The 24,954-nt window shown below is 55.8% G+C and carries 22 protein-coding genes; 11 read left to right on the forward strand and 11 right to left on the reverse strand.

The window, feature by feature from the left end; translation table 11 throughout:
* Positions 1-33: 33 nt before the first annotated feature.
* Positions 34-1,719: a long-chain fatty acid--CoA ligase gene (locus ACZ5Q2_RS01570; RefSeq protein WP_236040830.1), complete on the forward strand. Its 1,686-nt coding sequence runs from the start codon at positions 34-36 to the stop codon at positions 1,717-1,719.
* A gap of 84 nt (positions 1,720-1,803) precedes the next feature.
* Positions 1,804-2,475 (forward strand): OmpW/AlkL family protein, encoded by a 672-nt coding sequence (locus tag ACZ5Q2_RS01575; RefSeq protein ID WP_008170303.1) that lies wholly within the window; start codon positions 1,804-1,806, stop codon positions 2,473-2,475.
* 898 nt (positions 2,476-3,373) lie between these two features.
* Here ACZ5Q2_RS01575 and ACZ5Q2_RS01580 read toward each other — a convergent pair.
* From ACZ5Q2_RS01580 to ACZ5Q2_RS01600, 5 genes are all read right to left on the reverse strand, one after another.
* Complete coding sequence (locus ACZ5Q2_RS01580; protein ID WP_008170306.1) at positions 3,374-4,399, reverse strand: IS110 family RNA-guided transposase; 1,026 nt, start codon at positions 4,397-4,399, stop codon at positions 3,374-3,376.
* A 286-nt stretch (positions 4,400-4,685) separates the two neighbouring features.
* Positions 4,686-5,936, reverse strand: coding sequence for an NAD(P)/FAD-dependent oxidoreductase (locus tag ACZ5Q2_RS01585; RefSeq protein WP_041654915.1), 1,251 nt, complete (start codon positions 5,934-5,936; stop codon positions 4,686-4,688).
* An 88-nt stretch (positions 5,937-6,024) separates the two neighbouring features.
* Entirely contained in the window at positions 6,025-7,662 is a 1,638-nt protein-coding gene (locus tag ACZ5Q2_RS01590) for a GMC family oxidoreductase (RefSeq protein ID WP_225316732.1), read from the reverse strand.
* A 17-nt stretch (positions 7,663-7,679) separates the two neighbouring features.
* Complete coding sequence (locus ACZ5Q2_RS01595) at positions 7,680-9,092, reverse strand: cytochrome P450 (RefSeq protein WP_041654913.1); 1,413 nt, start codon at positions 9,090-9,092, stop codon at positions 7,680-7,682.
* Between the two features lie 14 nt (positions 9,093-9,106).
* Positions 9,107-9,427 (reverse strand): 2Fe-2S iron-sulfur cluster-binding protein, encoded by a 321-nt coding sequence (locus ACZ5Q2_RS01600; RefSeq protein WP_008170311.1) that lies wholly within the window; start codon positions 9,425-9,427, stop codon positions 9,107-9,109.
* A 129-nt stretch (positions 9,428-9,556) separates the two neighbouring features.
* On the opposite strand from ACZ5Q2_RS01600, the gene ACZ5Q2_RS01605 reads away from it, so the two are divergent.
* Positions 9,557-10,624, forward strand: a complete 1,068-nt coding sequence (locus ACZ5Q2_RS01605; protein WP_014422290.1) for an AraC family transcriptional regulator — start codon at positions 9,557-9,559, stop codon at positions 10,622-10,624.
* Between the two features lie 45 nt (positions 10,625-10,669).
* Here the strand turns inward: ACZ5Q2_RS01605 and ACZ5Q2_RS01610 are convergent, their stop codons facing one another.
* Positions 10,670-11,284 (reverse strand): TetR/AcrR family transcriptional regulator, encoded by a 615-nt coding sequence (locus tag ACZ5Q2_RS01610; RefSeq protein WP_014422289.1) that lies wholly within the window; start codon positions 11,282-11,284, stop codon positions 10,670-10,672.
* 258 nt (positions 11,285-11,542) lie between these two features.
* Between ACZ5Q2_RS01610 and ACZ5Q2_RS01615 the strand changes: the two genes are divergently transcribed.
* Genes ACZ5Q2_RS01615 through ACZ5Q2_RS01635 form a run of 5 tightly spaced genes read left to right on the forward strand, consistent with a single transcriptional unit; the run spans position 11,543 to position 17,533 of the window.
* The gene (locus ACZ5Q2_RS01615) at positions 11,543-12,028 is read left to right on the forward strand and encodes a PaaI family thioesterase (protein WP_014422288.1); all 486 of its coding nucleotides are present in this window, start codon (positions 11,543-11,545) and stop codon (positions 12,026-12,028) included.
* A complete protein-coding gene (locus ACZ5Q2_RS01620) occupies positions 12,025-12,516 on the forward strand; it encodes a PaaI family thioesterase (RefSeq protein WP_014422287.1) in 492 nt (163 codons plus the stop codon). Before ACZ5Q2_RS01615 ends, ACZ5Q2_RS01620 begins: the two co-directional genes overlap by 4 nt.
* On the forward strand, positions 12,506-13,408 hold the full coding sequence (locus tag ACZ5Q2_RS01625) for an alpha/beta fold hydrolase (RefSeq protein WP_014422286.1): 903 nt from the start codon (positions 12,506-12,508) through the stop codon (positions 13,406-13,408). Before ACZ5Q2_RS01620 ends, ACZ5Q2_RS01625 begins: the two co-directional genes overlap by 11 nt.
* Positions 13,409-13,454: 46 nt before the next feature.
* Positions 13,455-14,498: an efflux RND transporter periplasmic adaptor subunit gene (locus ACZ5Q2_RS01630; RefSeq protein WP_227510245.1), complete on the forward strand. Its 1,044-nt coding sequence runs from the start codon at positions 13,455-13,457 to the stop codon at positions 14,496-14,498.
* Positions 14,495-17,533, forward strand: a complete 3,039-nt coding sequence (locus ACZ5Q2_RS01635; protein WP_058091239.1) for an efflux RND transporter permease subunit — start codon at positions 14,495-14,497, stop codon at positions 17,531-17,533. The genes ACZ5Q2_RS01630 and ACZ5Q2_RS01635 overlap by 4 nt, the downstream gene beginning before the upstream one ends.
* A 281-nt stretch (positions 17,534-17,814) precedes the next feature.
* Here ACZ5Q2_RS01635 and ACZ5Q2_RS01640 read toward each other — a convergent pair whose 3' ends face one another.
* The 5 genes from ACZ5Q2_RS01640 to ACZ5Q2_RS01660 all read right to left on the reverse strand — a co-directional run bounded on the left by ACZ5Q2_RS01640 (position 17,815) and on the right by ACZ5Q2_RS01660 (position 21,832).
* Complete coding sequence (locus tag ACZ5Q2_RS01640) at positions 17,815-18,900, reverse strand: aldo/keto reductase (protein WP_058091238.1); 1,086 nt, start codon at positions 18,898-18,900, stop codon at positions 17,815-17,817.
* 84 nt (positions 18,901-18,984) lie between these two features.
* Positions 18,985-19,791 (reverse strand): dienelactone hydrolase family protein, encoded by an 807-nt coding sequence (locus ACZ5Q2_RS01645; protein ID WP_008170335.1) that lies wholly within the window; start codon positions 19,789-19,791, stop codon positions 18,985-18,987.
* 78 nt (positions 19,792-19,869) lie between these two features.
* The gene (locus ACZ5Q2_RS01650) at positions 19,870-20,436 is read right to left on the reverse strand and encodes a TetR/AcrR family transcriptional regulator (RefSeq protein WP_008170337.1); all 567 of its coding nucleotides are present in this window, start codon (positions 20,434-20,436) and stop codon (positions 19,870-19,872) included.
* 43 nt (positions 20,437-20,479) lie between these two features.
* Complete coding sequence (locus ACZ5Q2_RS01655; protein WP_008170339.1) at positions 20,480-21,148, reverse strand: cupin domain-containing protein; 669 nt, start codon at positions 21,146-21,148, stop codon at positions 20,480-20,482.
* A 63-nt stretch (positions 21,149-21,211) separates the two neighbouring features.
* Positions 21,212-21,832, reverse strand: a complete 621-nt coding sequence (locus ACZ5Q2_RS01660; protein WP_041654905.1) for a glutathione S-transferase family protein — start codon at positions 21,830-21,832, stop codon at positions 21,212-21,214.
* A gap of 509 nt (positions 21,833-22,341) precedes the next feature.
* Here ACZ5Q2_RS01660 and ACZ5Q2_RS01665 point away from each other — a divergent pair.
* From ACZ5Q2_RS01665 to ACZ5Q2_RS01675, 3 genes are all read left to right on the forward strand, one after another.
* On the forward strand, positions 22,342-22,899 hold the full coding sequence (locus ACZ5Q2_RS01665) for a DUF6036 family nucleotidyltransferase (RefSeq protein ID WP_156510018.1): 558 nt from the start codon (positions 22,342-22,344) through the stop codon (positions 22,897-22,899).
* A 58-nt stretch (positions 22,900-22,957) separates the two neighbouring features.
* Positions 22,958-23,293 (forward strand): hypothetical protein, encoded by a 336-nt coding sequence (locus ACZ5Q2_RS01670; protein ID WP_058090677.1) that lies wholly within the window; start codon positions 22,958-22,960, stop codon positions 23,291-23,293.
* A gap of 187 nt (positions 23,294-23,480) precedes the next feature.
* Positions 23,481-24,953: a hypothetical protein gene (locus ACZ5Q2_RS01675; protein ID WP_432210524.1), complete on the forward strand. Its 1,473-nt coding sequence runs from the start codon at positions 23,481-23,483 to the stop codon at positions 24,951-24,953.
* The last annotated feature ends 1 nt before the right edge of the window (position 24,954 follow it).

Raw genomic sequence — 24,954 nt, forward strand, 5'->3', positions numbered from 1 at the left:
AAACCCGGATTATGCCTTCTACATTGGACCTTAATGACGCCAGATACTCGCGTCAACCAACTACAAAAACGACAGGAGATAAACGTGCTTGGCCAAATGATGAACATGGAGCTCACCGTGAATTCCTTGATCGACCATGCTGCTCGCTACCATGGAGACGCTGAGATTGTGTCGATAGGAACGGATGGAAATCCCAGTCGATCTGACTGGGCAACTGTTTCGGAGCGGTCGCGACAACTTGCGTCAGCGCTTCGAACGGCAGGCTATGTCCAGGGGGATCGGTGCGCGACCATTTGTTGGAATAACGTGGGGCACCTGGAATGTTACCTTGGCATCTCTGGTGGCGGGATGGTGTGTCACACCATTAACCCGCGACTGTTTCCAGAACAACTCGTTTACGTTATCAACAATGCTCAAGACAAAGTCATATTCTTTGACAAAACGTTCCTTCCCATTGTTTCAAATATCCGAGACCGACTGGAGACGGTTGAGAAATTTGTATTGATGTCCGAACCGGACGAAGAAATTGCAGCGCAATTTCCAGGATTGTTGTTTTATGAAGAGTTTCTCCAGCGAGGAACGCCTAACGCGAATTGGCCTGAAATCGCCGAAAACCAGGCTTCAAGCCTCTGCTATACATCGGGCACCACTGGAAATCCCAAAGGGGTGCTCTATTCACACCGCTCCACCGTTCTGCACGCGCTGGTAGCTGCTCAACCCGACGCACTGAATTTATCGGCACGGGACGTGGTGATGCCGGTTGTTCCTATGTTTCACGTAAATGCGTGGGGGGTACCCTACATTACGGCGATGGTTGGAGCCAAACTGGTGTTGCCTGGTCCTGGCCTGGATGGACAAAGTTTGGTCAAGCTGATCGATTCAGAAAGCGTAACGATTGCGCTGGGTGTGCCTACAATTTGGCAGGGACTTCTCTCGGCTTTGGACGAGCTTGGCTCCTCGGCACAGTCGCTTAAACGGACGGTGATAGGGGGTAGCGCTTGTCCGCCCTCAATGATGTCGGAGTTTCGTGGTAAGTATGGCGTAGAAGTTGTCCATGCATGGGGAATGACAGAAACATCACCGATCGGAACCGTCAATGCACTGCTGTCGAAACACAATACTCTTTCGGAGGAAGGAAGAAACAAAATCCGTGAAAGCCAGGGACGGCCTCCCTACGGGGTGCAGCTCAAAATTGTGGGTGAAGACGGCCATCAACTGCCCGAAGATGGCATTGCTCAGGGAAATCTCCGCATCCGTGGTCATTGGGTGGTAGCCGATTACTTCGGTGTTGAACCAAATCAGACTCTTGAGGAAGACGGTTGGTTCGAGACAGGTGATGTTGCTTCGATCAATGATGATGGATTTATGACAATACGTGACCGCTCAAAAGATATTATTAAATCTGGTGGTGAATGGATATCTACAGTCGAATTGGAGGGAATCGCAATGGGCCATTCTGCCATCAATGAAGCTGCCGTAGTGGCGGCCTCCCATGATAAATGGGACGAACGACCGATCCTGTTGGCAGTAAAAATACCCGACGCAAATATTACTGAGGAGGAACTTCTTGCTCATTATCAAGGGAAAGTCGCCAAGTGGCAGATCCCGGATCGCGCGATCTTTGTGGAAGGATTGCCACGCAATGCCACTGGGAAAGTATTAAAAAACAAGCTGCGTTCTGAGTATGGGGAAGTATTAGTCAATAAACCGGCAAGCTAGCTTCAATGAGTGGCATTTGTGTTACGAAAAATTGCAGTTTTACCTAAAGCCAATTTGTTTTAATACCAAAAAGGATAATAAAAAATGAAACCTAAAATAATTAGTAAAGTCTCGTTAGTGGCGTTCCTTTTACTTTCACTTGCTGCGAGCCTGGCCAACGCTCAATCTGAGCCGGTTTACAGTAGAGGCGACTGGGTGGTTGGGCTGAATGCCACTAGAGTTCTAACCGATGAAGATTTGCGATCAGCCTCTGCGGGGAGTGCCCCCGTTCCAAATTCCAACCTGTCTATTAACAACGATACGACCGTATCATTCGACGTGTCGTATTTTCTGAGTAATCAGCTGGCATTTAACATTTTTGGCGGCATTCCCGCTAGTGCGGACCTCCAGGGCGAAGAGTCTCTCTCCGGTCTTTTTCTTGGTCAAACAGATTATGGTCCGGTAATTCTTTCGCTTCAGTATCATGTTTTGACGGGTAGCAACTTCTCTCCGTACTTTGGAGCGGGTGTAGGACGGATTCTCTTTTTAGATGAGAAGGATCGCGCACTAACCGACTTCGACGTCGAAGATACATGGGCCCCTGCGGTTCAGGCTGGTTTTCGCTGGAGGATACACAATAACTGGTCGGCAAATTTTGACGTTAGATATGCACCCTTCGAGGCGGATATCACCGGTAACCTGGGCCCGGCCCCTGTTCAGGCAAAAGTGGAAGTGGACCCCACTATCGTGAGCATCGGTGTTGCATATCGCTTTTAAATGCCAAGTATACCAACCGTCTGCATTTGCTGGTCGCTTTCAGCAACCTGCTGATTGATAAAAAACCTGCAGCGTAAGACCAATGCGCCCCTTTTCCGCCAAGATTGCGGAAAAGGGGCAAAAACCAGCGGTTATTCAGATCTTCCTTAGGTATATAGCCCCAGCCTTATGCATCATTTAAAGGTCTCGTATCGTTTAGTCGAGTAGTATATAGCCATCAGGACCGGCACGTCCTTACTATAGAAAACCTTTTCAGTAGTCCCGCAAGTTTCATTTAATCGAGCAAGTGTCTTAACATTAATACCGCTCGTAACTATCGGTTCTTGATGTCCACCATCAATAAGCCGGAATCTTACTGTGTTTGATTTACACACCGCTTGAAGCTTGCAGTCTGAAAAGCCCTGTCTTGGCTGCCACCACCCATCCGCATGAAAAAGCATATGCTCAGATGAACCAAAACAAGAGGTCGACACCGAATGGGCGATGTTGCTTATGAAGGATTGAGTGATCGGAACCTCTACCCATAATGGCCGATAGAGACTTCGCTTTTTCTTTGTGGGTAAAATCAAGTTCATATTTTCGTCGGTAATTGCAAGGTGAGGTTATTAGTGGGACATATAGAGAATTATTTCACCTACATGGACTCCCCCTGCGGTCAAGCAACGCCATTTGAATCCGAAGCGGTTTGAGACTGCGGCTCTACATTCGGCCTCTTTGTGGGCGTTTTTGCCCGGGCCAGGATGATGATGCGTGTGAGCGGGGACCTTATTCGTTAGTCGGCTTCGCTGAGCCGCAGAAATAAACAGGTTCTCCCACTCTCGGTCTGACCGTTCCGTCATCGCTTGCCGTTGCAAGACTCTTCTGGCAGGCTTGTTCTGCCTGTCGTTGGTGCTCGGTTTTAGCCCTCCACAGGCTGTGTCTTAAACTCGGTTTGATTCATGAGTAGTGCCCATATAATCCGGGCGTTCTTGGCCGCCATCGCAACGGCGGCCCGCTTGTATCCACGTCGTTCCACCAGGTCTTTGGCCCAGTCACTGAGTCGATCATTCTTATCCGGTAATTTTGCAATCACTGCCCGGGTGCCATGGATCAGCAGCGTTCGCAGGTATTTGTCCCCGCGCTTGGTGATTCGGCCAAGTCGCACCTTGCCACCGGTCGAGTATTGTCGGGGCACCAGACCCAACCATGCGGCAAAGTGTCGCCCACTTTTGAACTGTCTGGGGTCAGGCGCACTGGCCAGCAGGGCTGTTGCGGTCTGTGGTCCGATACCCGGTATGGCCATAAGGCGCTTGGCCTGCTCATCGCTCCGGGCCATCGCTTCGACCTCCCGATCGTAAGCCAGGATTTCTTCATCGAGCTGTCGAATGCGTTGGTTGATGTTGTTGATTAAGCGGCGAGCGAGCATGGGTAAGTCGTTTTCGGCATCCTCCAGGATTTCGGGAACCCGGCGCCGTGCGGCGTAACGGCCCTGGGGAATGATCAGTCCGAACTCGGCCAGCAGCCCACGAATCTGATTGATCTGCGCGGTGCGTTCTTTGGTCAGTCCACGGCGAATACGATGCAGGCACAGTACGGCTTGCTGGTCTTCGGTCTTGATTGGAACAAACCGCATATTCGGCCGACCTACTGCCTCACAGATGGCCTCGGCATCGTTGTCGTCGTTCTTGCTGCTCTTGCGATAGGGCGCGACAAACCGGGGTGCAATGATTCGGACATCGTGGCCGAGTTTGGTCATTTCCCGAGCCCAATGGTGGGCACCCGAGCAGGCTTCCATGCCAATCAGGCAGGGTGGGAGCTGAGCGATATAAGGCAACAGCTTGGGCCGGTTCAGTCGTTTGCGAACCACGACCTTGCCGTGTTGATCGGTGCCATGAATACTGAACACAGTTTTCGCCAGATCGATGCCAATGGTTGTAACATTCATGATGACTCCTCCTGCTTTTGATTGAAGATGTCAGACACCTTCAATGTGGCACATCGATGCCGTGGGAGCAGGGGGAGTCCATATCATTCGCTATGGTGCTCTCGGTTTACCAGAGCAACAGTAATGTGTCTGGCTACGGGAAATTCCGCCGGTTGTGGCTCACGCATCCTTTGCGCTCACTGAAAGCTGTCGGTCGTAGGATATGATATCCATAGGCCGTATGAGTTGTGCATTGCTTTCGCAATTTTGGGCAAACTAAGGGCACAGCTCTACTCGGTCGTCAATTTCAATTTATGGACTGACCGCTCACCAAGGACTTCAGTTCAATATCCGGATCCTTCAACATTTCAGGATTGACCTGCCTGCGTTGTTGAACGAGGGTCTTGCCGACCATAAAAGCGATGGGCAGGTTGACCGCATCAACAGCAATGACACAGCCATCGCGGAGATAGAACACCGCAAATCCCTTGTCTTCCGGGCTTCCGCGCAGCACACGCTGATCATGATATTGCGACAACCCCACCATCTGCAGACGCACGTCATACTGGTTCGACCAGAACCATGGAGCGCTATTATAGGGTTTCTTCTCGCCCATCAGGGTTGCCGCCACTGTCCGGGCCTGATCAACCGCGTTGGCGACAGATTCAAGGCGCTGCATCTTCTCGAAGAAAAGATTCCGGTGGCGGGTACAGTCGCCGATCGCCAGGATGGCTGGATCTTCTGTGCGGGTAAACTCGTCAACAATAATGCCGTCATCACAGGGCAGGCCGGCGGCCTCAGCCAGCGCGGTTTCCGGCACAACACCCACTGAAACGAGCACGATGTCGGCCGGTACAGTGCCGCCGCTCGCCAATGTCACGCCAGCCACATGCCCCTGATCGCTAGCTTCGAAACCGGTTACCGCCGTGTTCAGGCGTAGATCCACGCCAGCGTTACTGTGTTTGGTGTAAAAAAACTCCGACATTTCCGGGCCTGTTACACGCTGCATAAGACGCTCGGCCGCTTCCAGTACCGTGACATCAACGCTTTTTTTGGTAGCGCTGGCTGCCACTTCAAGGCCAATGTAACCACCACCCACGATGACCAAGCGTTTCCCCGGAACCAGTTGTTCACGCAGGGCATCCGAGTCAGCTATGTCATGTAGGTAATGAATGCCCTTCAAGTCAGCCCCGGGTGCGTTCAGGCGTCGAACGTGTGACCCCGTGGCCAGGACCAGTCGATCGTATTTCAATGTGCTCTGGTCCGACAAACTGATGGTCTTGTTGTCCCGATCAATTTGTTCGGCACGTACACCGAGCCGCAACTGATGGCCGGCGTTCTCGTACACCGAGCGCGGCTTGAGGTACAGCGACTCCTGATCCACCTCGCCTGCCAGGTAGTTCTTGGACAGGGGCGGCCGCTGATAGGGTGGATGTGGCTCTTCGCCCACCAGGACCACCTCATGTTGATATTTCTTTTGCAGCAAGGTTGTCAGGAGCGCACCTGCTGCGTGCCCGCCGCCAACGATGACTGTCGTCTCTTTCTGTTGGTTTGCCATAGCCTGTCTCTTTCTACTGTTCTTTGGAATCAGATTGATCAGAAGTCCAGATGCCAACTGAGCCCTGTGACGCCCGCGCGCGCGGAGCTCAGCCGACCATCTCCCCGGCATCCTCAAGTATCATCGCGGCACCTTTCTCGCCGATCATGGTTGCCGGCTGATTGGTGTTTCCGCCGACCAGCGTCGGCATGATGGAGGCATCGACCACCCGCAGGCATTGCAGGCCATGCACGCGCAGGCGCGGATCGACCACCGCCATCGGATCAACACCCATCTTGCAGGTGCCAACCGGGTGGTACGCTGATTCACCGCTGCGCCGTACCCATGCGGCGAGATCGTCGTCATTCTGCAGCGCCGGCCCGGGCAAGACCTCAACCTCGTGGTGCGGGGCAAACGCCGCCTGCGCCAGGATCTTGCGCACCAGGTGGACACCGCGCACCAGTCGCTCGACATCGGCGGACTCGGCCATGTAGTTGGGGTCGATCAGCGGCGCGGCAAACGGGTCGGCACTGTGCAGACCGACGCGCCCGCGCGACGACGGCCTAAGCCCGTAGATCATCACCGCGTAGCCATAACCGCTCATCGCGGTCTTCAGGTCTCGCCCGTGATCGTCGTACAGCATTGGCGCGAAGTGCAGCTGCAGGTCGGGTACCGGCTCCTCGGGCCGGGAGCGGATGAACCCGCCGGCCTCGGCGCCGTTGCTCGACAGCACGCCCCGCCGACCGCTCAGATACGTCAAAGCGCCCCACAGCCCCTTGAGCCAGTAGCTCGGATGCATCGAGATGCTTTGGCGGCTGCGGGCGCTGACGCGCACGAACACGTCGATATGATCCTGGAGATTCTGCCCGACGCCCTCCAACGCATGGCGCAGTTCTATGCCATGCCGGGACAGCTCCTCCCGCGGACCGATCCCGGACAGCATCAGCAGTTGCGGCGAGTTGAACGCGCCGCCGCAGAGCACAACTTCGCGCCCGGCACGAACCTGCGTCAGCCCCTTTGTATCGCGGTATTCGACACCGGTGGCGCGGGTGTCTTCGAGTAGCACCCGGGTGACATACGCGCCGCTGCAAACCGTCAGGTTGGAACGCGCCGTGGCGGGTTCGAGATAGGCCCGCGCGTTGCTACAGCGTGTGCCGTCTTTCTGGTAGGCGTAGTAGAAGCCCACGCCCTCCTGCTCACTGCCGTTGAAATCTGTATTGAGCCGGTACTTTGCCTGGGTCGCCGCCTCGACAAACGCCGTGCTCAGCGGATTGGTATAGCGGCGCTCGGCAACGTTCAGCGGACCACCCTGACCATGAAATTCTGCCTCATTCGGCGTAAGTTTGGGCTCGAAATGTTCCGATCGGCGGAAGTAGGGCAACACCTCGGCGTATGACCACCCTTTGCACCCCAGCCGTGCCCACTCGTCGTAGTCCCGGGCATGCCCGCGAATATAGACCTGCGCGTTCATGCCGCTGGAACCGCCAAGCATCTTGCCCCGCGGCTGAAAAAGCGCCCGGTCGTGCATGTGACGCTGCGGTTCGGTATTGAACTGCCAGTTGTAGCGGCGGCTGAACATTAGCTGCAGGAAACCCAGCGGCATGTTCACGAAAGGGTTGCGGCGGCTCTCCGGACCGGCTTCAAGCAGCAGCACAGAATGGCGACCGCTCTCCGACAGGCGGCTGGCGACAGCACATCCGGCCGAGCCCGCGCCAACCACGACATAGTCAAATTGTTCGGTCGTCATCCTGGTTAGCCTGTTCATTAACTTTTTGGTGTCAGCTGGACCATCAGCTCCGAATAGCCCCGCACGAAGTTGGACTGCACGCGCTCCGGCTCGCCGACGACTTCGATCTTGTCAAAGCGTTTGAGAATCTCTTCCCATAGGATACGCAGTTGCAATTCGGCCAGGCGGTTGCCCATGCAACGGTGAACACCGTAGCCAAATGACATATGGTTTCGTGCGTCCTTGCGATCGATAATGAAGTGATCGGGGTCTTCGAACTTGCGCTCGTCACGGTTGCCCGAGGCGTACCACATCACAACGCGATCGCCCTTTTTGATGGTCTGGCCGCCCAGCTCAACATCTTGCTTGGCGACTCGGCGCATATAGGCCAGCGGCGTTTGCCAGCGGATGATTTCCGACACCATGTTCGGAATCAGTTCCGGTTTTGCCTTCAGTTTTTCGAGCTCCTTTGGGAATTCGTTCATGGCCACCAGGCCACCACTCATTGAGTTGCGAGTGGTATCATTGCCGCCAACGATAAGCAGCGTCAGATTGCCGATAAACTCCATCGGGCGATTGATCAGATCTTTGGTGTCGTCGTTGCTCTGTAGCAGGCTGATCAAATCGAAACCGGGCTCTTCGCCCGCCGCGCGGCGCGCTTCCTTATCCCTCCAGAGCCTGGAGAAGGACCAGGCCATGTCAGCCGCGTCGTCAAACATGATCTCTTCATCGGCATACTCGCCGCCGGTTGCCGATGCTGCCCCGGCCATCCGATCCGACCACTCAACCAGCTTGTGACGTTCCTCGTAAGGAAAATCCAGAAGGGTTGCGAGCATGCGACCGGTGAGTTCCTTCGATACAGTGGGCACCCAGTTGAAGGGCTGGCCCAGAGGCAGGCTGTCAAGCACATCGCCGGTACGCGATCGGATCAGCTCCTCCATTTCCTTCAGGTTCTTCGGTGCCACCACGCCTTGAACCGAGCTGCGCTGCACATCGTGTTTTGGCGGATCCATGGCTATGAACATTTCCACCGACAGCCCCTCTGGAGGGTCACCCAGAATGATTTGCGGCTCGGCGGAAAACAGGTCGTGACTCTTATCCACGAACATGATGTCTTCAAAGCGAGTCACCGACCAGAAGGGGCCGAAGGGGCTGTTCTTCTGGTAATGGACCGGAGCCTCATCACGCAACCGTTTGAAATAGGCGCGCCACTGATCCTGCCGATATAAAAACGGATTGCTGACATCGATGTCCTCAAGGGCCAGCGTGTTAACGTCCGGGATGGCTGATTCAACAAATTCGGGCACGGGCCGGCGTGGGCCGAAGGCCTTCTTCTTGGCGCCCATTAACAGTTTCAGCCCCTGGATCTGCCTGTGCATCGGCACCACCCTGGAGGTAGCATTAATCACTCGGGACTGAATGTCGTCAAATGTTTTGGACAGTGTTGGCATGCGTCCTCCTATGATCACATCTGGAACTCGGGTAAATGCACGGTCATGCCGTCCATTTCATCAGTAATGACCACCTGGCAGCCCAGGCGCGAAGTGCTTGCCCGCTCCGGGGTCATTGACAGCATTTGCTCTTCCTCACCACCAGGCGTACCTGTCTTTCTGAACCAATCGTCCGAGACGATCACGTGGCAGGTACCACAGGCACACTCTCCCCCACAATCCCCGTCAATACCGGGAATCAGATTGTCAACGGCGATTTGCATTACCGAGGAACCAGCTTTGAATTCAGCAACATGTTCAGTTTGATCATGTTCTATAAAAGTAATCTTGCCCATTATTGTTCTCCTGCCAGTAGTGTTCAGTAATAGATATTGTCTGTCTGACGACACTCCTGTCAGGTCATTTCTTGACAAGCTGAGGTCATTTAAAGACAAAATGACGATCATTTAGGACGGGGAAGATCGATGATGACGACGCAGAAGACGGGTGATTTGCAAAAATCCGGTCCCGGTATTCCATCGAATTACTCACGGCTCATTGCACGTGAGCTCGATTTAACAGCCAAACAACTGCCACGTCTGCTGCTCGGCACCGGGCTTGGTGTGACGCAATTCCTGAGCGAGGAAAGCCTGCTTACCGCAGCGCAGCAGGTGCGGATTCTGCGCAACGCACTGGATTTGTCCGGCCAGCCGGAATTAGGGTTATGGCTAGGCAAGCGACTGACCCCGGCAACCCATGGTGCGATGGGATTCGTGGCCTACAGCAGCCCCGACTTTCTCACTGCGCTGCAAGCGATTCATACTTTTCTGCCCACGCGCGCGAGCTTCATCCAACTGCATTTGCGGCAAGTCAACGAGCGCCTGGAATGTATTCTGGACTACCAGGAGTCGCTGGACGATGACATACAGCGGTGCCTGTCGGATGCGATGGTTAAGGCCCTTTTTGAATTTGGCGAGTTTATAATTGGTCGCCCTTTGCATGAGGCTGAAATATGCTTCGCTCATCCTGAACCCCCGTATCAGGCAATGTATGCCGATTTTTTGCCCGGGCAGATTCGCTTTGATTGCGACCAGTTAAAACTTACGTTGCCGATGTCGTTGTGTCAGGAACCGAATGCCTCCGCCAATCACGAAAACTATCGTCTGGCCTTGCAACAGTGTGAATCGATGCTTGCGCAACTTCAGTCGGATAAACCGAGCTATCAGACCCAGCTGAAGATGATGATGTTGTCCCGACCGCCCGGAACGCTCAGTGAAGACGAAGCAGCAGCCTCGTTGTTCATGAGCAAACGCACCCTGGCACGCAAACTCAAACAGGAACGCAGCGGTTTTCGGAAAGTTCGCGACGAGATTCTGTCCCAGCAGACAGCGACCTACTTGCGTGACAGCCAGCTGTCAATCGAGGCCATTGCCGCGTTGATGAACTATCACGACAGTGCCAATTTCAGACGCGCCTTCAAGCGCTGGTTTGACCAGTCGCCTGAGCAGTTCAGGCAAAATGTCAGATCACAAACCGTGCATCCGCATGATTAGCGATCATAAACAGAGGCTACTTGCTTGCGTTTGTGAAGCCAGAACCTATGCCTGCCCCCCTTTATTGATCACACCGTCCATAGCGATCTGCCAGATCAAGTCGCCAATGGTGTCGAGTGAATGAGCCCCGTTCGGGTCGAACCAGGTTGCAACCCAGTTGAGCGCCCCAAGGCCGATCAGGCGAAGCAGGCGGCCATCAATATTCTTGCGGACCACGCCCTGCGCAATCATTGTTTCGAGGATACCGGCCCACAGGGACTCGTACTGGTCACGCAGTTCGATGATTTCCTCGCGAGCCTCCGGGCCCAGCGCCCGCCATTCAAACAGCAGCACGTAAACCGCGTCCGAATCGACCAACAGGGCTCGCAGATGCGCGTTGATACAAAGACGTAAACGCTCAACCGGGTCATCCGAACTGGCGTAAGCCGACTCGACCTCTGCGGTAACCAGGTCCACCCCCCGGCGCATCAGCTCGACAAGCAGCGCTTCCTTGCTGTTGTAACGATAATACAGACTTCCGGGCAGCATATTGCAGGCCTCGGCAATCTCCTTGAGCGACGTCCTTTCAAAGCCTTTCTCACGAAAAAGCCTGGCTGCGTTAGACAAAACGTCGCCCTGGTCGCCCAGTTTGCTTGGAGGAGCCATCTGTCTGTTAACCATCGCTTAAGTATCTCCTCAGCAAGCCAGTTCGTTATTCATCAGAGCGGCCACCACCTGACTTGTTACACTGATCGTACGCCATTGCACGGGTGGCGTGCCATTTGCCTCAACAGATTCTTGACTTTTGGTTGGTTAACCAACCAAAATCCAGCAACAATGTTATTCGGAAGAAACTGACATGGCAATGACATATGACAATCAGCTGTTTCCCGCCACTTCCGCCCCTGTGCGAAATGCAAACCGGGGTGGGCAGATCTGATGACGGAGTCGAACAGAGCTCAGCACAGTGACGCTGTGACGACGGCGTGGCAGTTCACCGAACAGGTTCCCCACGGCAGGGATCTGGGTATGCAGGTTGTCTCTGTGAACGGAAACCAGGTCTGCATGCGCCTGACCCCACAGCCGTGGATGTTCGCCGAAGAGGATACAAAAGAAATCTGCACCAGCGTGCTCTACTCGCTGGCCGACTCCGCCGGAGGCTTGGCGGTATTCGCGGGGGCCCTGGAGTTGATGCCCATTGCCACGCTGGATCTGCGCATGGATTATCTGCGGCCCGCCATCGGCGACCGTGCCCTCTTGGCGGTGGCCACCTGTCGTCATTTAACGGACGAGGTCGCGTTCATCCATTGCGACATCCTCAGCGAGAGCGATAGTGCACTGTTAGCGACGGCAAACGCCACCTTCATGCGCAACACCCAGGGCCAGCGATTCCAGGCCGGTGGACGAAAAAAGGAGGGCGCATGAGCACGACTGGCGATTCGGCACAACCCATCTCAGGCCCTACCGAAAGCGGGAAAGAATGTTCCGACTGGCAGGCTCTGCTGGAGCGCATTCCCTACGCACGGCACCTTGGGCTTGAGGTTCAACGCGACGATGTAGGTCTAGTGGTTCATATGCCGTGTCGTGAAGCGCTCATTGGCAACTTTATGCTACCCGCCCTCCATGGCGGCGTGCTTGGCGCCCTGATCGAACTCACCGCGCGGGTCGCTGCGCAAAGCCAGGATACCGACAAACGTTGCCCACGCATTCTCGACAGCCACATTAACTACCTCCGTTCCGCGCAGGCCCGATCGACGTTCGCCAGCGCCGAAATTGTTCGACAAGGCAGGCGGAGCAGCCTGGTCCGGGTGACCTGCTGGCAGGGCGATAAGCGCAAACCGATCGCCAGCGGTCAGGTTCAGTTGTTGCTCCCGACAGTGGCGGCCAAAGAAGCAGATCTTCATGAACAATAAGCACAACAACCCTGAACGCGACCAATTCCAGGCGCCGGATGGCGCGGAGATCGCACTGTGGCGCTGGCCGCAATCCAAAGCGCGCCCCACGGTGCACTGGGCGCATGCAACGGGTTTCCATGGCCGCCTGTACCGCCCCCTCCTTGATGGGCTTGCCACGGACGTCAATGTCCTGGCCTGGGACATGCGGGGGCACGGGGCCAGCGCCGGTGCGGCGAACTTTTCGACATTCCGGGGCTGGGAAACCTACTATCGCGACATGACCGCTCTGCTGGGTAGCCTGGACGAGCCGGTCTGGCTCGCCGGCCATTCTATCGGTGCCACCACCAGCATCATGGCCGCTGCCCGACGGCCAGACAAAGTGCTGGGCCTGATTCTGGCGGAACCGGTGATCATGGATCCGGGGCAGGGCCTGAAGTTGTGGCTGGCCAAGCTGCTACGCCAGTCACATCGGTTGTCACTGGCCGCCGGAGCCGCACGTCGGCGCCGGGTATTCGACTCGCACGCTGCTGCGCTGGACAACTATCGGGGCCGCGGTGGCTTCAAGACCTGGCCCGATGCATGGCTGGAGGCCTACATCCAACACGCTTTTCTGCCGCAGGACGATCAAGTTCGCCTGGCGTGTGCGCCGGAGTGGGAGAGCACCACCTTTGCCCATACCGAACACAACCCCTGGCCCGGTATTCGTCAGTTGCGGTGCCCGGTTATCGCGCTGGCGGCGGAACGCGGGTCAACCTTCTCGCCGGCGGCGCAAAAACGTCTGCAGACCTTGTTGCCCTCGGCTGACGTGAGGGTTCTTGAGGGTACGACTCATTTTCTGCCCATGGAACAGAAGGAAGCCGTTCGCGATGCCATCCTGCAACTTGCTTTGTCCAGACACCGCGAGAACTGATACCCACACCTTGATTTTGCCAATCGGGACACCTGCCATGCGCTGTATGCTGACACTGTTTATCTCGCTGCTCATTCTGTCTGGTTGTCAGCAGTCTTCGGAACCGCCCCCAGAGGCCCGCGCCCCTATCCCCTGGGTAAAAACAGTTGAACTAAAGGACGCCGGCCCAACAACGCACAGATTTTCAGGAACCCTGCGAGGCCGCCACGAAGTTCCTCAGGCCTTTCAGATCGCCGGTCGGATTCAACATCGTTACATTGATGCCGGTCAACGCGTGGAAAAAGGCGACTTACTGTTCAAACTCGATACACGAGACCTTGTAGCAACGGCGGAGGGAGCCGCCGCGGATCTGAAGCGTGCAGAAGCGGCCCTGGCAATTACCACCAATGAGCTCCAGCGCCAACAGCAACTTGTGGGGCGTCAGTTTGTCAGCGAACAAACCCTGCAACGCCTTGAATTGGCAGAGCGTGAGGCGCGCAGCCAGGTGCAAACGGCTTCTGCACGCAATCAGCAGGCTCAGAATGCCCTGGGGTATGCGGAACTGAAAGCCGCCCATGCAGGCGTGGTCACTGAGGTCATCGTTGAACCCGGCCAGGTTGTGGGTGTCGGTCAAACCCTTGCCGTTCTGGCCGAAGATCAATCGCTGGAAGTCGAGGTTTTTTTGCCAGAGGGCAGTAGCCCGCCCAGGCGCGGTTATGTTCCTTTACCCAATGGCGAACAGCTTGCTGTGAGCCTGAGAGAGATTGCCGGGGCTGCCGACCCGGCAAGCCGGAGCTGGCGTGCCCGATACAGCCTGGAGGGGCCCTACCCCTCATCTTTAACCCTGGGTTCGGTGGTGAGTGTCCAGTTAGCACAGAAGCAAACCGCGCCCAGCCATCGCGTACCGCTGGGTGCCCTCGATGAGAGAGGGCAAACGCCGCAGGTCTGGTTGGTCTCCGATGGCACGGTGAAGCCCCTTGCGGTCGAGGTGATCGATCTGGGTGAAGAGTATGCGCAGATCAAGGCCGATATCAACGCGGGAACGCCCATCGTCGCGTTGGGGACACACCTGCTCACGCCTGGCATGGCGGTGCGGGAGCTGGCTCAATGAGCTTACCGAATCTTTCCGCGCTGGCAGTGCGCGAGCGTTCGGTCACCCTCTTTTTTCTTTTGCTGTCCGTTGTTGCCGGTTTCTACGCGTTCTCCTCCCTTGGTAGGGCGGAAGACCCTGCGTTCACCGTCCGGGCGATGGTGGTTTCTGTCGTCTGGCCAGGAGCAACCCCTGAGGTGCTGCAGAATCAGGTCGTGGATCGTCTGGAAAAGCGAGTTCAGGAGGTGGCGTATACCGATACCATTGAAACAACCATCCGGCCCGGGCAGGCCGCCATGGTTATCCGATTCCAGGATTCTACGCCCAGCGAAAAAGTGCCGGACCTCTTCTATCAAGTCCGCAAACGCATGCTCGATGAGAGGCCCAATCTGCCCCGGGGTGTGATCGGCCCCATCGTCAACGATGATTTCGCGGATGTGTATTTCTCCCTGCTGGCGCTGACGGCACCCGGGATGCCAATGCGTGAACTGACCCGAGAGGCAGAATCGATACGGGATCGCTTGCAACGGCTGCCCGGCTTGCAAAAAGCACAGCTCCTGGCGGAGCGTCCTGAGCGGGTGTATCTCGAATTTGATCAGGACCGGCTCAACAACCTCGGTTTGTCGGCAGAAGAGGTGTTGCAGGCGATAGAGGCCAACAACCGTCTTCAGCCTCTTGGCTTTGTTGATCTTGCCGGCCCGCGGGTTTATGTCCGCAGCAACATCGACCTGTCTGACCTTGAGCGCCTCACCTCAGTACCTCTGCGTATCGGAGACCAGCTTATCACCGTGTCTGATCTGGCCGAGGTGCGTTTAGGTTATGAAGATCCTTTGAGCTACATCGTCCGCTCCAACGGTGAGGATGCGATCCTGTTAGGTGTCGTCATGCGCGCGGGTGAAAATGGCCTGGAGTTTGGTGAGCGGCTGCGCGAGTTTGTCAGTGCCGAACAGGGCAGGCTGCCGCTGGGAATGTCAATACAGACCCTGACCGATCAGGCGGAAGCCATCACTCAGGCGGTTGATCTTTTTCAGGTCAAGTTTCTGGTTGCGTTGGTCGTGGTGATGGGGGTTAGCATACTGGCGATCGGTCTGCGCGCGGGTTTGGTGGTGGGCATTGCGATTCCTGTGACCCTCGGCCTGACTTTCTTGTTGATGAAAATGGCGGGCATAAACCTGGACCGCATCACCCTGGGTGCGTTGATTATCGCACTGGGTCTGTTAGTGGACGATGCGATCATCGCCATTGAAATGATGATTGTGAAGATGGAGAGCGGCTGGGACCGGGTACGGGCAGCCAGTCATGCCTGGAGCGTAACAGCCGCGCCCATGCTGTTTGGAACGCTGGTGACGGTGGCCGGATTTGTTCCCATCGGATTTGCCCAGTCCGGAGTGGGAGAATACACCGGCAACATCTTCTGGGTGCTCGCTTTTTCGTTGTTGATTTCCTGGGTGGTGGCGGTAACTTTTACGCCTTATCTGGGCGTCAAGCTCTTGCCCGATTACACCGGGCATACGGGCCAGGACCTCTACCAAAGCGCGTTTTATCAGCGGTTGCGTAGAGTGATCACAGCGTGTGTACAGTACCGGAAAACCGTCGTTTTTATCACAGTGGGTTTGCTGGCGATCAGTGCTTTCGGGATGGCAACCCAGGTGCAGAAGCAATTTTTCCCCAGTTCTGATCGCCCCGAAGTTCTGATCAGTGTCTACGCTCCGCAGGGGAGCGCTATTGCCACCACGGATCAAAGTGTCAGACGCCTGGAAGCGATTCTGATGGACATGCCGGAGGTGAAAAGCCTTTCCGCTTACATCGGTGCCGGTGCACCCCGATTCTTCGTATCGGCCAACCCCGAGCAGCCGGACCCGGCATTTGCCAAGTTGATTGCCATTGGGCAGGACGTTGAAGGGCGCGATCGCATCATCTCGGCGCTGGAAACCAGAATCGCGGCGGGTGAATTTCCGGAGGCACGAGTGCGGGTGACGCGTTTGCTGTACGGTCCCCCGGTGGTCTGGCCGGTCAGTTTTCGTGTGCTGGGTCCGGAATCCGATCAACTCAGAGAGATCGCGCACCAGATCCGCACTCTCATGACCGGGCATCCGAATATCGTCATGCCGCATCTCGAATGGGATGAGCGTGTGCCCACTCTCTATCTTGATATGGACCCGGAAAACCTGGGTTGGATGGGCCTGACCCCGGCGGAAGTTGCCCGGCAACTGCAGTTCCAACTCCGCGGAGTGGCCGTCACCGAACTGCGCCAGGGCATAAGGAGCGTTCAACTGGTGGCGCGTAATGCCCGTGGCGAAGTGATCATGCCGGAAGATCTTGAGATCAAAACCCGCGACGGCCGCAAACTTTCCGTACAGCAACTGGGCAAGTGGCAGGTTCGTTACGAGGACCCCGTCATAAAGCGTTACAACCGTGACCCCTTCCTGGCCGTTCAGGCCGATGTAGAAGGTGCCCAGCCACCGGATGTTACCAAGGAGATATGGAGTGCGATGACGGGCCTGCGCGAACAGTTGCCGGAGGGTTACCGTATTGAAATCGGCGGTACGGTGGAACAATCAGCCAAAGCCAATGCTTCAATCCAGACATTACAACCGGTGATGTTGGCGTTGATGCTGATCTTTATCATGCTTCAGATGCGTTCCTTTATCGGCACATTGACTGTTCTTGCCACCGCGCCACTGGGTCTGATCGGGGCTGTGCTGGCTTTGCTGCTGTTTAATCAACCCTTTGGCTTTACCGCGCTGCTGGGGCTGATTGGCCTGGGCGGCATCCTGATGCGAAATACCATGATTCTGACGCAGCAGGTGCAGGACAACTTCAAAGCAAGGATGGCTGCCCGGGAAGCCGTTGTCGAGGCGGCAGTCCAGCGTGCCCGACCCGTGGTACTCACCGCCCTGGCGGCCGTTCTGGCGTTTGTTCCTCTGACCTTTGACCTGTTCTGGGGGCCGCTGGCTTATGTCCTTATCGGTGGCGTGGCGGTCGGCACTCTGATCACGCTATTGTTTGTGCCGGCGCTTTATGCTCTTTGGTTTCGCTTACAGATGGAAGATTGAGGTAGGTTTGAATGAGCGCCAATTTTGTTAGCAATTACATTTCACTTAAGTCTTCCAGGAAGGTGATTGAGTTCTGAAATAACCCTTAGACACGACCTGTTTTGCCGCCAACACCAGAACCGGTAAAGTCAGGTGTTGAAGCAGCCAGGAGAGTCGTCGAAGTGGCCAGTAGGCACGGACGTCTAAGTTTTGACAGCATTAACGGTTTTTCCAGCATAGCGGCTGCGCCGTCGGGGCGCAGCACGATGTGAAGGTTGGGTTGGGTTGGGTCGGTTTTGGAATCAGGACTCGGTAGAGTTTCGGTACCCGGCCATCATTGCCATCATCCAGCCCGGGTACTCCTCGGGCAGGCGGCTGACTTCATCCAGGGCTATCAGTTCATCGTCGGACAAGCGGATTTGGGCCGCGCGGATATTGTCCCTGAGCTGCTCGGGCCGCTTGGCGCCAACGATGATGCTGGTCACAGGCTTCTGGTGTAGCAGCCATGACAGGGCAATCTGTGCCACATTGACCGGTTCGCCGTCGATCTGTTTGCCATCGGCAATCTCCCGCATAACCTTGATGACTTCGCTGCCCCGCTCGCGGTTGACGGGTGGAAAGTCAAACTTGGCGCGCCGGTTTTCTTCGGAAACGTCCGGCCCCTCGTATTTACCGGACAGGTAACCCCCGGCCAGTGGGCTCCACACCATCAGACCAACGTTCTCAGATTTCAGCATCGGAATAATATCCCGCTCCAGATCGCGACCTACGAGGGTGTAGTAGGCTTGCATGGATATGATCGGGCACAGGTTGCGGGCCCGGGTGATGCCGATGGCTTTCATCACTTGCCAGGCGGCCCAGTTGGACAGGCCCACGTAACGCACATGGCCTTGCTGCACCAGGGTGTTCAGTGCCTCCAGAGTTTCCTCGATCGGCGTGGCCGGGTCAAAACCGTGGATCTGGTACAGGTCAATATAATCCGTTTGCAGGCGCGCCAGGCTCGCCTTGCATTCGCTCATTATATGGCCGCGGGAAGCACCACGGGCATTGGGGCTTGCGCCCATGGGGCCGAGCACCTTGGTCGCCAGCACCACATCTTCGCGGCGAACGCCGAGATTCTTCAGGGACTGGCCGACGATGCGCTCACTGGCGCCGAAACCATAGATGTTGGCGGTATCGATAAAGTTGACCCCCGCCTCCAGGGCGATCTTCACGAGTTCGTCGGCCTGTTCCTGCTGCAACTGGCCGATCAGGCCCCAGATGTCCTCATCGCCGCCGAAGGTCATGGTGCCCAGGCACAGTTCGGATACGAACAGCCCCGAGTTGCCCAGCGACTTGTAGCCTGGACGATTGTCTCCATCGAACAGTGGTAAACTCTCAGTTGCCATGTTGCACCTCATCATGCTTTTCGGTTGGTGTTCCAGAATTCACTGTAAATACTGCCGGTTTCGGTTTGTTTGCACTCGCTTGTGTTACTGGGTGAAGATGGCCTTGTAGAAACGCATGGTGCCATCCCAGGAACGGCTGGCAGCCTCTTCATCATAACCAACCGGCATGCCGAACTCCTCGGCGATCTTGTCGGCGCCTGGGTTGGTGAATGAGTGCAGTACTCCGGGAAAGCTCACCAGTGTCAGGTCGACTTCGGCATCCTGCATCTCCTTGACCAGGCCCGCGACCTGATCCGAGGGGACCAGCTTGTCGGCACCGCCGGTGTACACCTGGATCCTGGCTTTCACGGACTCGGGTTCAGCCGTGAGGGGGCTGCCGAGCGCGCCGTGGAAGCTGACAACGCCGTCCAGATCGACGCCCATGCGCGCCATGTTGAGAACCACGGCGCCGCCAAAACAATAACCCTGTGCCGCAATTCGGGACGCATCAACACTTTCGTGGTTCTTCAGGATGTCCATCGCCTTCATGAAGCGCGCCTTGACCTGACTCATGTCCCGAGTGGCTTCCTGCATGAACTTCTGGGCGGTATCGGGATGGTCGGCTTGTTTGCCAGAGCCATACATATCCAGCGCAAACGCCGTATAGCCGGCCGAGGCAAGTCGTTCTGCCTGATTCCGGGCAAATTCATTGTGCCCCCACCATTCATGGACCACCAGAACCCCCGGACGCTTTTGCCCGAATTCATCATCCCAGGCCATGTAGCCGGTGAAGGTCTCGTCGCCGACTTGATACTCGATGGTTCTGGTTTGCGTTTCTGCCAGTACCTGCGTACTTGCAACAGTGAGTGACAGCGTGGCTGCTGCCAGTGCTGTTTTCAGGGTGCTCATCATCTGTTTGCTCCTTTTCGCTCGTTATGAGTCAATTTGCGTAGCGATTCTGTACATCAAAGCGCGATTCCTGTCCCGTCGTTACTGGCAGCGGGCGCGCAGCAGTCGCGTTGCGGCATCAAACACGGCGAGGTCTTCTTCGGTGCGCGCGGCAAGGTGGGCCCCTTCCAGCATCGCCAGGGTCGCCTGCGCTTCATCGGCGGGACCCAGGATGGCCGAGACGGATCCATCCCTTTGTCCCAGTTCAAACGTTGCCGTAATCCACTGCAGAACCATTGCGCGAACGGCGCCGACTCTGGCAATAACGGTGTCGGACAGGCTTTCGCGGCAGGTCGAAAAGGCAACGCACAGACACACGGTCTGGCCATCATGCAACGCCCCGCGGTACAGGGCAATGAGTGCCTTGAGGCGCGCGCCAGCGCTGGCATGGGCTGCGTCTATCTCGGTCAGACCCTGCTGCAGACTGGTCTGATAGCGCTCGATCAAGGCTTCGGAGAGCTTCGCCTTGGTGGGGAAATGATAATGGATCGAGGCCTTTCGAATGCCGATGGCCTCGGCCAGATCCGCGTAGCTGAACCCGTCAAAGCCCCGTGACCGGACGGTGTGCTCGGCAAGATCCATCAGGGCTGTTCTGGTATCACGGTTCATGGTTGTTCACCTGTCTGCCTTTTCAATCCCGCTATTGCCGGGCTTATACCCTCGGTGCCCCGGCAAATCGCAGGTGCCCCGTTTTCATCCAGATCTTGGCGCCGTCGTCCCCGGCCGTCACGGACAACCTGTGTCCTTCAGGGAGGCGCAGCCAGTCATGCCTGGCCAGCACCTCGCCATCCCTGATAGCCGAACCTTCGACCACCAGCAGTTCGATTCCGCCGGGCGCCTCAGAGGTCAGTGTCGCCCCCGCATCGAGCTGGCTGTAGGTCACGATCTCACGATCGTCCTCATGCAGCTTTGCGGTGGCAACGCCGCCCACTGGGGCGCCCAGCTCGGCCTCCATATTCTTGCTGAACTGGGTGCGGTCGGCCAGGTCGAACTGCCACAGTTTCACAAATATCGTACAGCCCGTTTCAGAGCCCGGAATATGTGACGTGGTTGGGGGGTTGCGCACGTAGGTGCCAGCAGGGAAGTCACCGTGCTCGTCCTGGAACACGCCATCGAGTACGATGAATTCTTCTCCACCGGTATGGGTATGCGCCGAGAAATGACTGCCCGGCGCATAACGCACGATGGTCGTGGCGCGGGCAACTTCGTCCCCGATCCGGTCCAGCATGCGCCGCTCCACCCCTTTCATGGGCGAGGGCTGCCATTCAATCTGGTCGGAATGCATAACCACCGGTTTGGAGAAATCTGCATTAATCTCCATGATATTCCTCCCTTTTGTGCCCTTCATGTTTTCAGCGCTTGCATTAAATCCGAAGGTTTCGGATTACCCGGCAATTGAAGGACGGGCTGCGACTTTTGCGCGCCAGGCCTGGAGATTGGTCAGAGACTCGGGAATGTCAACCTTCGCGAAATCCGCAAACCCCAGGCCGGCAAAGGCGGTGATGTCTGCGACCGAGAAGCTGTCGCCTGCGAGAAACTCGTTGTCCGCCAGAACGCTGTCAAGGTAGGCCATGGTTGCGCTGGCAATTTCTTTCTGTTTATTACCCCACTCAGCGCATTGCCAGGTTTCCAGATCCGGACCAAGCCCCGGGGTCGCGTGGTGGAAATAGGCACCCACGGCGTTCATCAGACCGTTTTCTGCCCGCAGATTCATCATTGCGATACGGGCACGCTCCGCTGGGGTTGTACCCATAAGGGACGGACCATCAAAGACGCCGTCGATATATTCGGTGATGGCATTGCACTGGGCGATGCAGGTGCCGTCGTCAAGTTCCAGCATGGGCACGGTGGCATCCGGGTTTTTCGTCTTGAACGCCTCGGAACGGTGCTCGCCGCCCATGACATCGACCGGGACGAATTCCACCTGGTTTGTTGCGCCTTTTTCTGCCAGAGCGATGCGAACGCGGAGCGGGTTCGGGAAGCCTTCGATATCGTAGATTTTCATTGATTGCCTCTGTTGGTCATTAAACATGCGCCAATTAATCTACCTATTAGTAGGTAGATGTGCAAGAGGCAATTTGATTGTTCTGCTTTTCTTTGCGCTGTTGACAAGACATTCCAAACGCCAAGAACAGCCCGGGCCTTCTTGCAGTACATAGCCAAACCAAAAAGCCAGCTTCTCAGTTAGACGATTTGATAAATATCGAAGTGTTTTTGTTGAAAGAAGCGTGTGCGAAAGAGCAGCCGTGAATGTTCGCTTATGTTTAAAAGCGCCACGTTGGAACTGGCGTCGTTAGCAAACAACCTCGGTTCAACGCGGCCAATTTATGGTGACAAACTGCGGCCACATTATGGTGTCATTACCACTTCCGATAACCCTCTCCCCGTTAGGTGTCAACCAAACGTCAGCGGCGCTTTTTACGGCTAACCTAGACGATACGACTCTGAGGTTCTGTTATGCTTCCAGGCTGATATACGGGGGTATCCATGACCGAAATATACAGGGACACACCAATGGCGAAGGCCATTTTCGAAATGTTCGATAACCTGGCTGACTTCCTGGAAGACCGAGGGGCCAAGCCTGGTAGCTGTAAGGCGTATATTTTCGGCGGCTGTGCTCTCCATCTCCATACTAACGCTCGTGGTAGCAGTGACCTGGATATAGAGCTCGAAGCGATGGACAGGATTTCTCCCAATGAGCTGGTTCTTGCCCTGGATGAAGTCTTTTTTGATGATCCGGAAACCGGCCCTTCCTCTATCGTATTCGATCCGAATTTCACTCCGACCCTCGCGCCGCTACATGAGGATTACCAGGAAGACGCCATTTGGCTTAACCGGAACGAGGAAGACTCACCGGTCTGGGTCTACCTGGTTCAAAAAGTGGACCTGGCTATTTCGAAACTCGGGCGCTATGGAGACCAGGACATCGACGATATACACACGCTGTTTGACCATGGACTCTCCATCGAGGAGTTCAAATACCGCGCCGAGGAGGCCCGTAAGTACTTTCCAGGTAACCTCGACAGATTGACAGGGAATATCACCCACGTTATAAAAACGTATACAAAGTGATCAACGCGGACATTTCATGACTTCCTTACTTAACGTCGCACACAAAGGACTCGACCGTGTGACAGACCAAGAGGTTGTAAAAGCAGCCCTTGAAGTCTGGCATCAGGGCTATGTCCCGACGCTTTCAGGGTTGCCCCTGGAAGAGCGACGCCTGGCCGGCTATCTGGTTGACCGTTTATCCAGGTTCAACTGCCTGAGTGCCGAACAGAAGAAGGAACTGCAAACCGTCGCCTCTGATGCGAAGGCGAGCCTTCCTGAACGTTTGTCCCGGGCCCGTGTCGACGGGCTGGCCCAATCCTGGGGGCTCGATCACGATCTCAGGCCGTTTATGAAAGCCCTACTCCCCTTCCAAACCCGGCACTATAAGCGCGGTCTCGATAAAACCGCTGCCTGAAGATACCATTTAGGCCGAGGGATTCTGGACTGAGGGGGCGTCTTTAAGCAAACTCCTTCGCTTTACATAGTTTTACAACTTTTTCCCTGCAGAACTCAACTTTTATACCAGATGGTAGATGCTCCGATTGTGTCGCTCTCCTACTCTGTTCGGGTACTTAATCCCGTGATCAGAATGGATGTCGACCATGAATACAAAGAAGAATCTCCTGGGTTTAGCGGTTTTAACCACGTCACTGGCGCTGGTGGGTTGTGGTGGTTCCAGCTCGTCTGGAAATCAGCAGGTGGAAGAGGATACGACGCCGGATGAGCCAACTTTCCCGGCCGCGTTTGCGTTTAGCCAGGATCCGGCGACGGCGCTGGATGAGATGAAGGAATTGCCTGAGAAGACATTTGCAGAAGAACTCTATGACTTTATCAAAACCCAACTGATAGACGGAGATCAGGACGTTAACAGCAACGCCAGCAACCGTTTTGATTTTTGGGTAAGCACTGGCGAGGGAGACACCACCGGGCGACTGCAGTGTGGCACGTCTAACTTCGGAACTTTGGCGCCTTCCGGCGGATTTGCTGGGTCTAATTCCGAGAACACCATCTTGCTTTTCGATGTTGGCAATGTTGCCGCGGTAGAGGTAGCAAGTCTCGGCCTCAATGCAGACAATAATGCAACTTCGCTATGGCGCAGCACCGTTACCATCGCTTTTGACGACTGCCAACTTCCGGATGCCGATGCCCCCGGTACAATCATCGCTACGTTAAACGGGCAAGTCGCCCTTGAGCGCACCTGGGTGGGTGAATCGAATAGCCGGGAAGCCGGTGTAATGCTGGAAAACTTCTCGTTTAACTTCACTACATTTGAGGGCTCGAGCCTAACGGTTAAAAACCTCTCAGGTGTAGATTTCTCGCTGTCTGGCAGCATGATTGAAACCCAACTTTACGGTGAACTGACTTCCGGTCAAGAACAAGCAATCTCAAATTTGACGGACACTCAACTCGCGCCCACCAAATTTATGCGGGATCGAATTGTGACTAATGGGTTTAACTACCTATATTCTTTTGACAGCCCCGACCTAAAAATCACCGCCACACCAAACGGCAGCACTCCTTCTCAAGTCAAGATCAATAACTTTGCATCGGTTCTCTCTCTGAAACCCGATCCGATCAACGCTGGCCTATTTGACTACGAGCTGGCCGTGGAAGCTAATTACCGTGGCGACGAAAACTCTGAACAGACGTCGATCGTTTTCGGAACTGGCGAGAGTGAACAGAGCCTGTTCCTTGAAACCCGGAAGCAAGGCTCCACTGACGGCTTTATCGCGGGTACAGCTGACATCAATTCACTGAGGGGCCTTCTGAGGGACCGATCCACTAGTGTAGAAGACTTTTCCTGCCCGGACGGATACTCACTCGGTTATTCTGCAACCTCAGAGGCCCCCTTGGTGGCCGGGCTGGTGTTCCTGGATAACGCTAACGATGAAAATACTCTTCGTGTTTTCGTAAATGGTGACAACGAGCAAACGTCCCGCGATCCCTCTGTTGCGATTTCAACCATGAGTTTCGATGCCGATTGCTCTCCTGGCAACGGGCCAACACATTTTATCCCCCTGCCCGGTCTGGGCGGTGTTGAATACACCACCATTAGCCAGCCTCCCCAGGTTTAAA

The organism is Marinobacter alkaliphilus (genome assembly GCF_055394375.1).

Coding starts and splice junctions, on each gene's coding strand:
- ACZ5Q2_RS01605 (WP_014422290.1), top strand. CDS start 9,557: ATGATGACGACGCAGAAGACGGGTGATTTGCAAAAATCCGGTCCCGGT.
- ACZ5Q2_RS01625 (WP_014422286.1), top strand. CDS start 12,506: ATGAACAATAAGCACAACAACCCTGAACGCGACCAATTCCAGGCGCCG.
- ACZ5Q2_RS01595 (WP_041654913.1), bottom strand. CDS start 9,092: ATGCCAACACTGTCCAAAACATTTGACGACATTCAGTCCCGAGTGATT.
- ACZ5Q2_RS01600 (WP_008170311.1), bottom strand. CDS start 9,427: ATGGGCAAGATTACTTTTATAGAACATGATCAAACTGAACATGTTGCT.
- ACZ5Q2_RS01615 (WP_014422288.1), top strand. CDS start 11,543: ATGACGGAGTCGAACAGAGCTCAGCACAGTGACGCTGTGACGACGGCG.
- ACZ5Q2_RS01675 (WP_432210524.1), top strand. CDS start 23,481: ATGAATACAAAGAAGAATCTCCTGGGTTTAGCGGTTTTAACCACGTCA.
- ACZ5Q2_RS01660 (WP_041654905.1), bottom strand. CDS start 21,832: ATGAAAATCTACGATATCGAAGGCTTCCCGAACCCGCTCCGCGTTCGC.
- ACZ5Q2_RS01630 (WP_227510245.1), top strand. CDS start 13,455: ATGCTGACACTGTTTATCTCGCTGCTCATTCTGTCTGGTTGTCAGCAG.
- ACZ5Q2_RS01570 (WP_236040830.1), top strand. CDS start 34: ATGACGCCAGATACTCGCGTCAACCAACTACAAAAACGACAGGAGATA.
- ACZ5Q2_RS01635 (WP_058091239.1), top strand. CDS start 14,495: ATGAGCTTACCGAATCTTTCCGCGCTGGCAGTGCGCGAGCGTTCGGTC.
- ACZ5Q2_RS01620 (WP_014422287.1), top strand. CDS start 12,025: ATGAGCACGACTGGCGATTCGGCACAACCCATCTCAGGCCCTACCGAA.
- ACZ5Q2_RS01610 (WP_014422289.1), bottom strand. CDS start 11,284: ATGGTTAACAGACAGATGGCTCCTCCAAGCAAACTGGGCGACCAGGGC.
- ACZ5Q2_RS01590 (WP_225316732.1), bottom strand. CDS start 7,662: ATGACGACCGAACAATTTGACTATGTCGTGGTTGGCGCGGGCTCGGCC.
- ACZ5Q2_RS01640 (WP_058091238.1), bottom strand. CDS start 18,900: ATGGCAACTGAGAGTTTACCACTGTTCGATGGAGACAATCGTCCAGGC.
- ACZ5Q2_RS01585 (WP_041654915.1), bottom strand. CDS start 5,936: ATGGCAAACCAACAGAAAGAGACGACAGTCATCGTTGGCGGCGGGCAC.
- ACZ5Q2_RS01645 (WP_008170335.1), bottom strand. CDS start 19,791: ATGATGAGCACCCTGAAAACAGCACTGGCAGCAGCCACGCTGTCACTC.
- ACZ5Q2_RS01655 (WP_008170339.1), bottom strand. CDS start 21,148: ATGGAGATTAATGCAGATTTCTCCAAACCGGTGGTTATGCATTCCGAC.
- ACZ5Q2_RS01665 (WP_156510018.1), top strand. CDS start 22,342: ATGGCGAAGGCCATTTTCGAAATGTTCGATAACCTGGCTGACTTCCTG.
- ACZ5Q2_RS01650 (WP_008170337.1), bottom strand. CDS start 20,436: ATGAACCGTGATACCAGAACAGCCCTGATGGATCTTGCCGAGCACACC.
- ACZ5Q2_RS01580 (WP_008170306.1), bottom strand. CDS start 4,399: ATGAATGTTACAACCATTGGCATCGATCTGGCGAAAACTGTGTTCAGT.
- ACZ5Q2_RS01575 (WP_008170303.1), top strand. CDS start 1,804: ATGAAACCTAAAATAATTAGTAAAGTCTCGTTAGTGGCGTTCCTTTTA.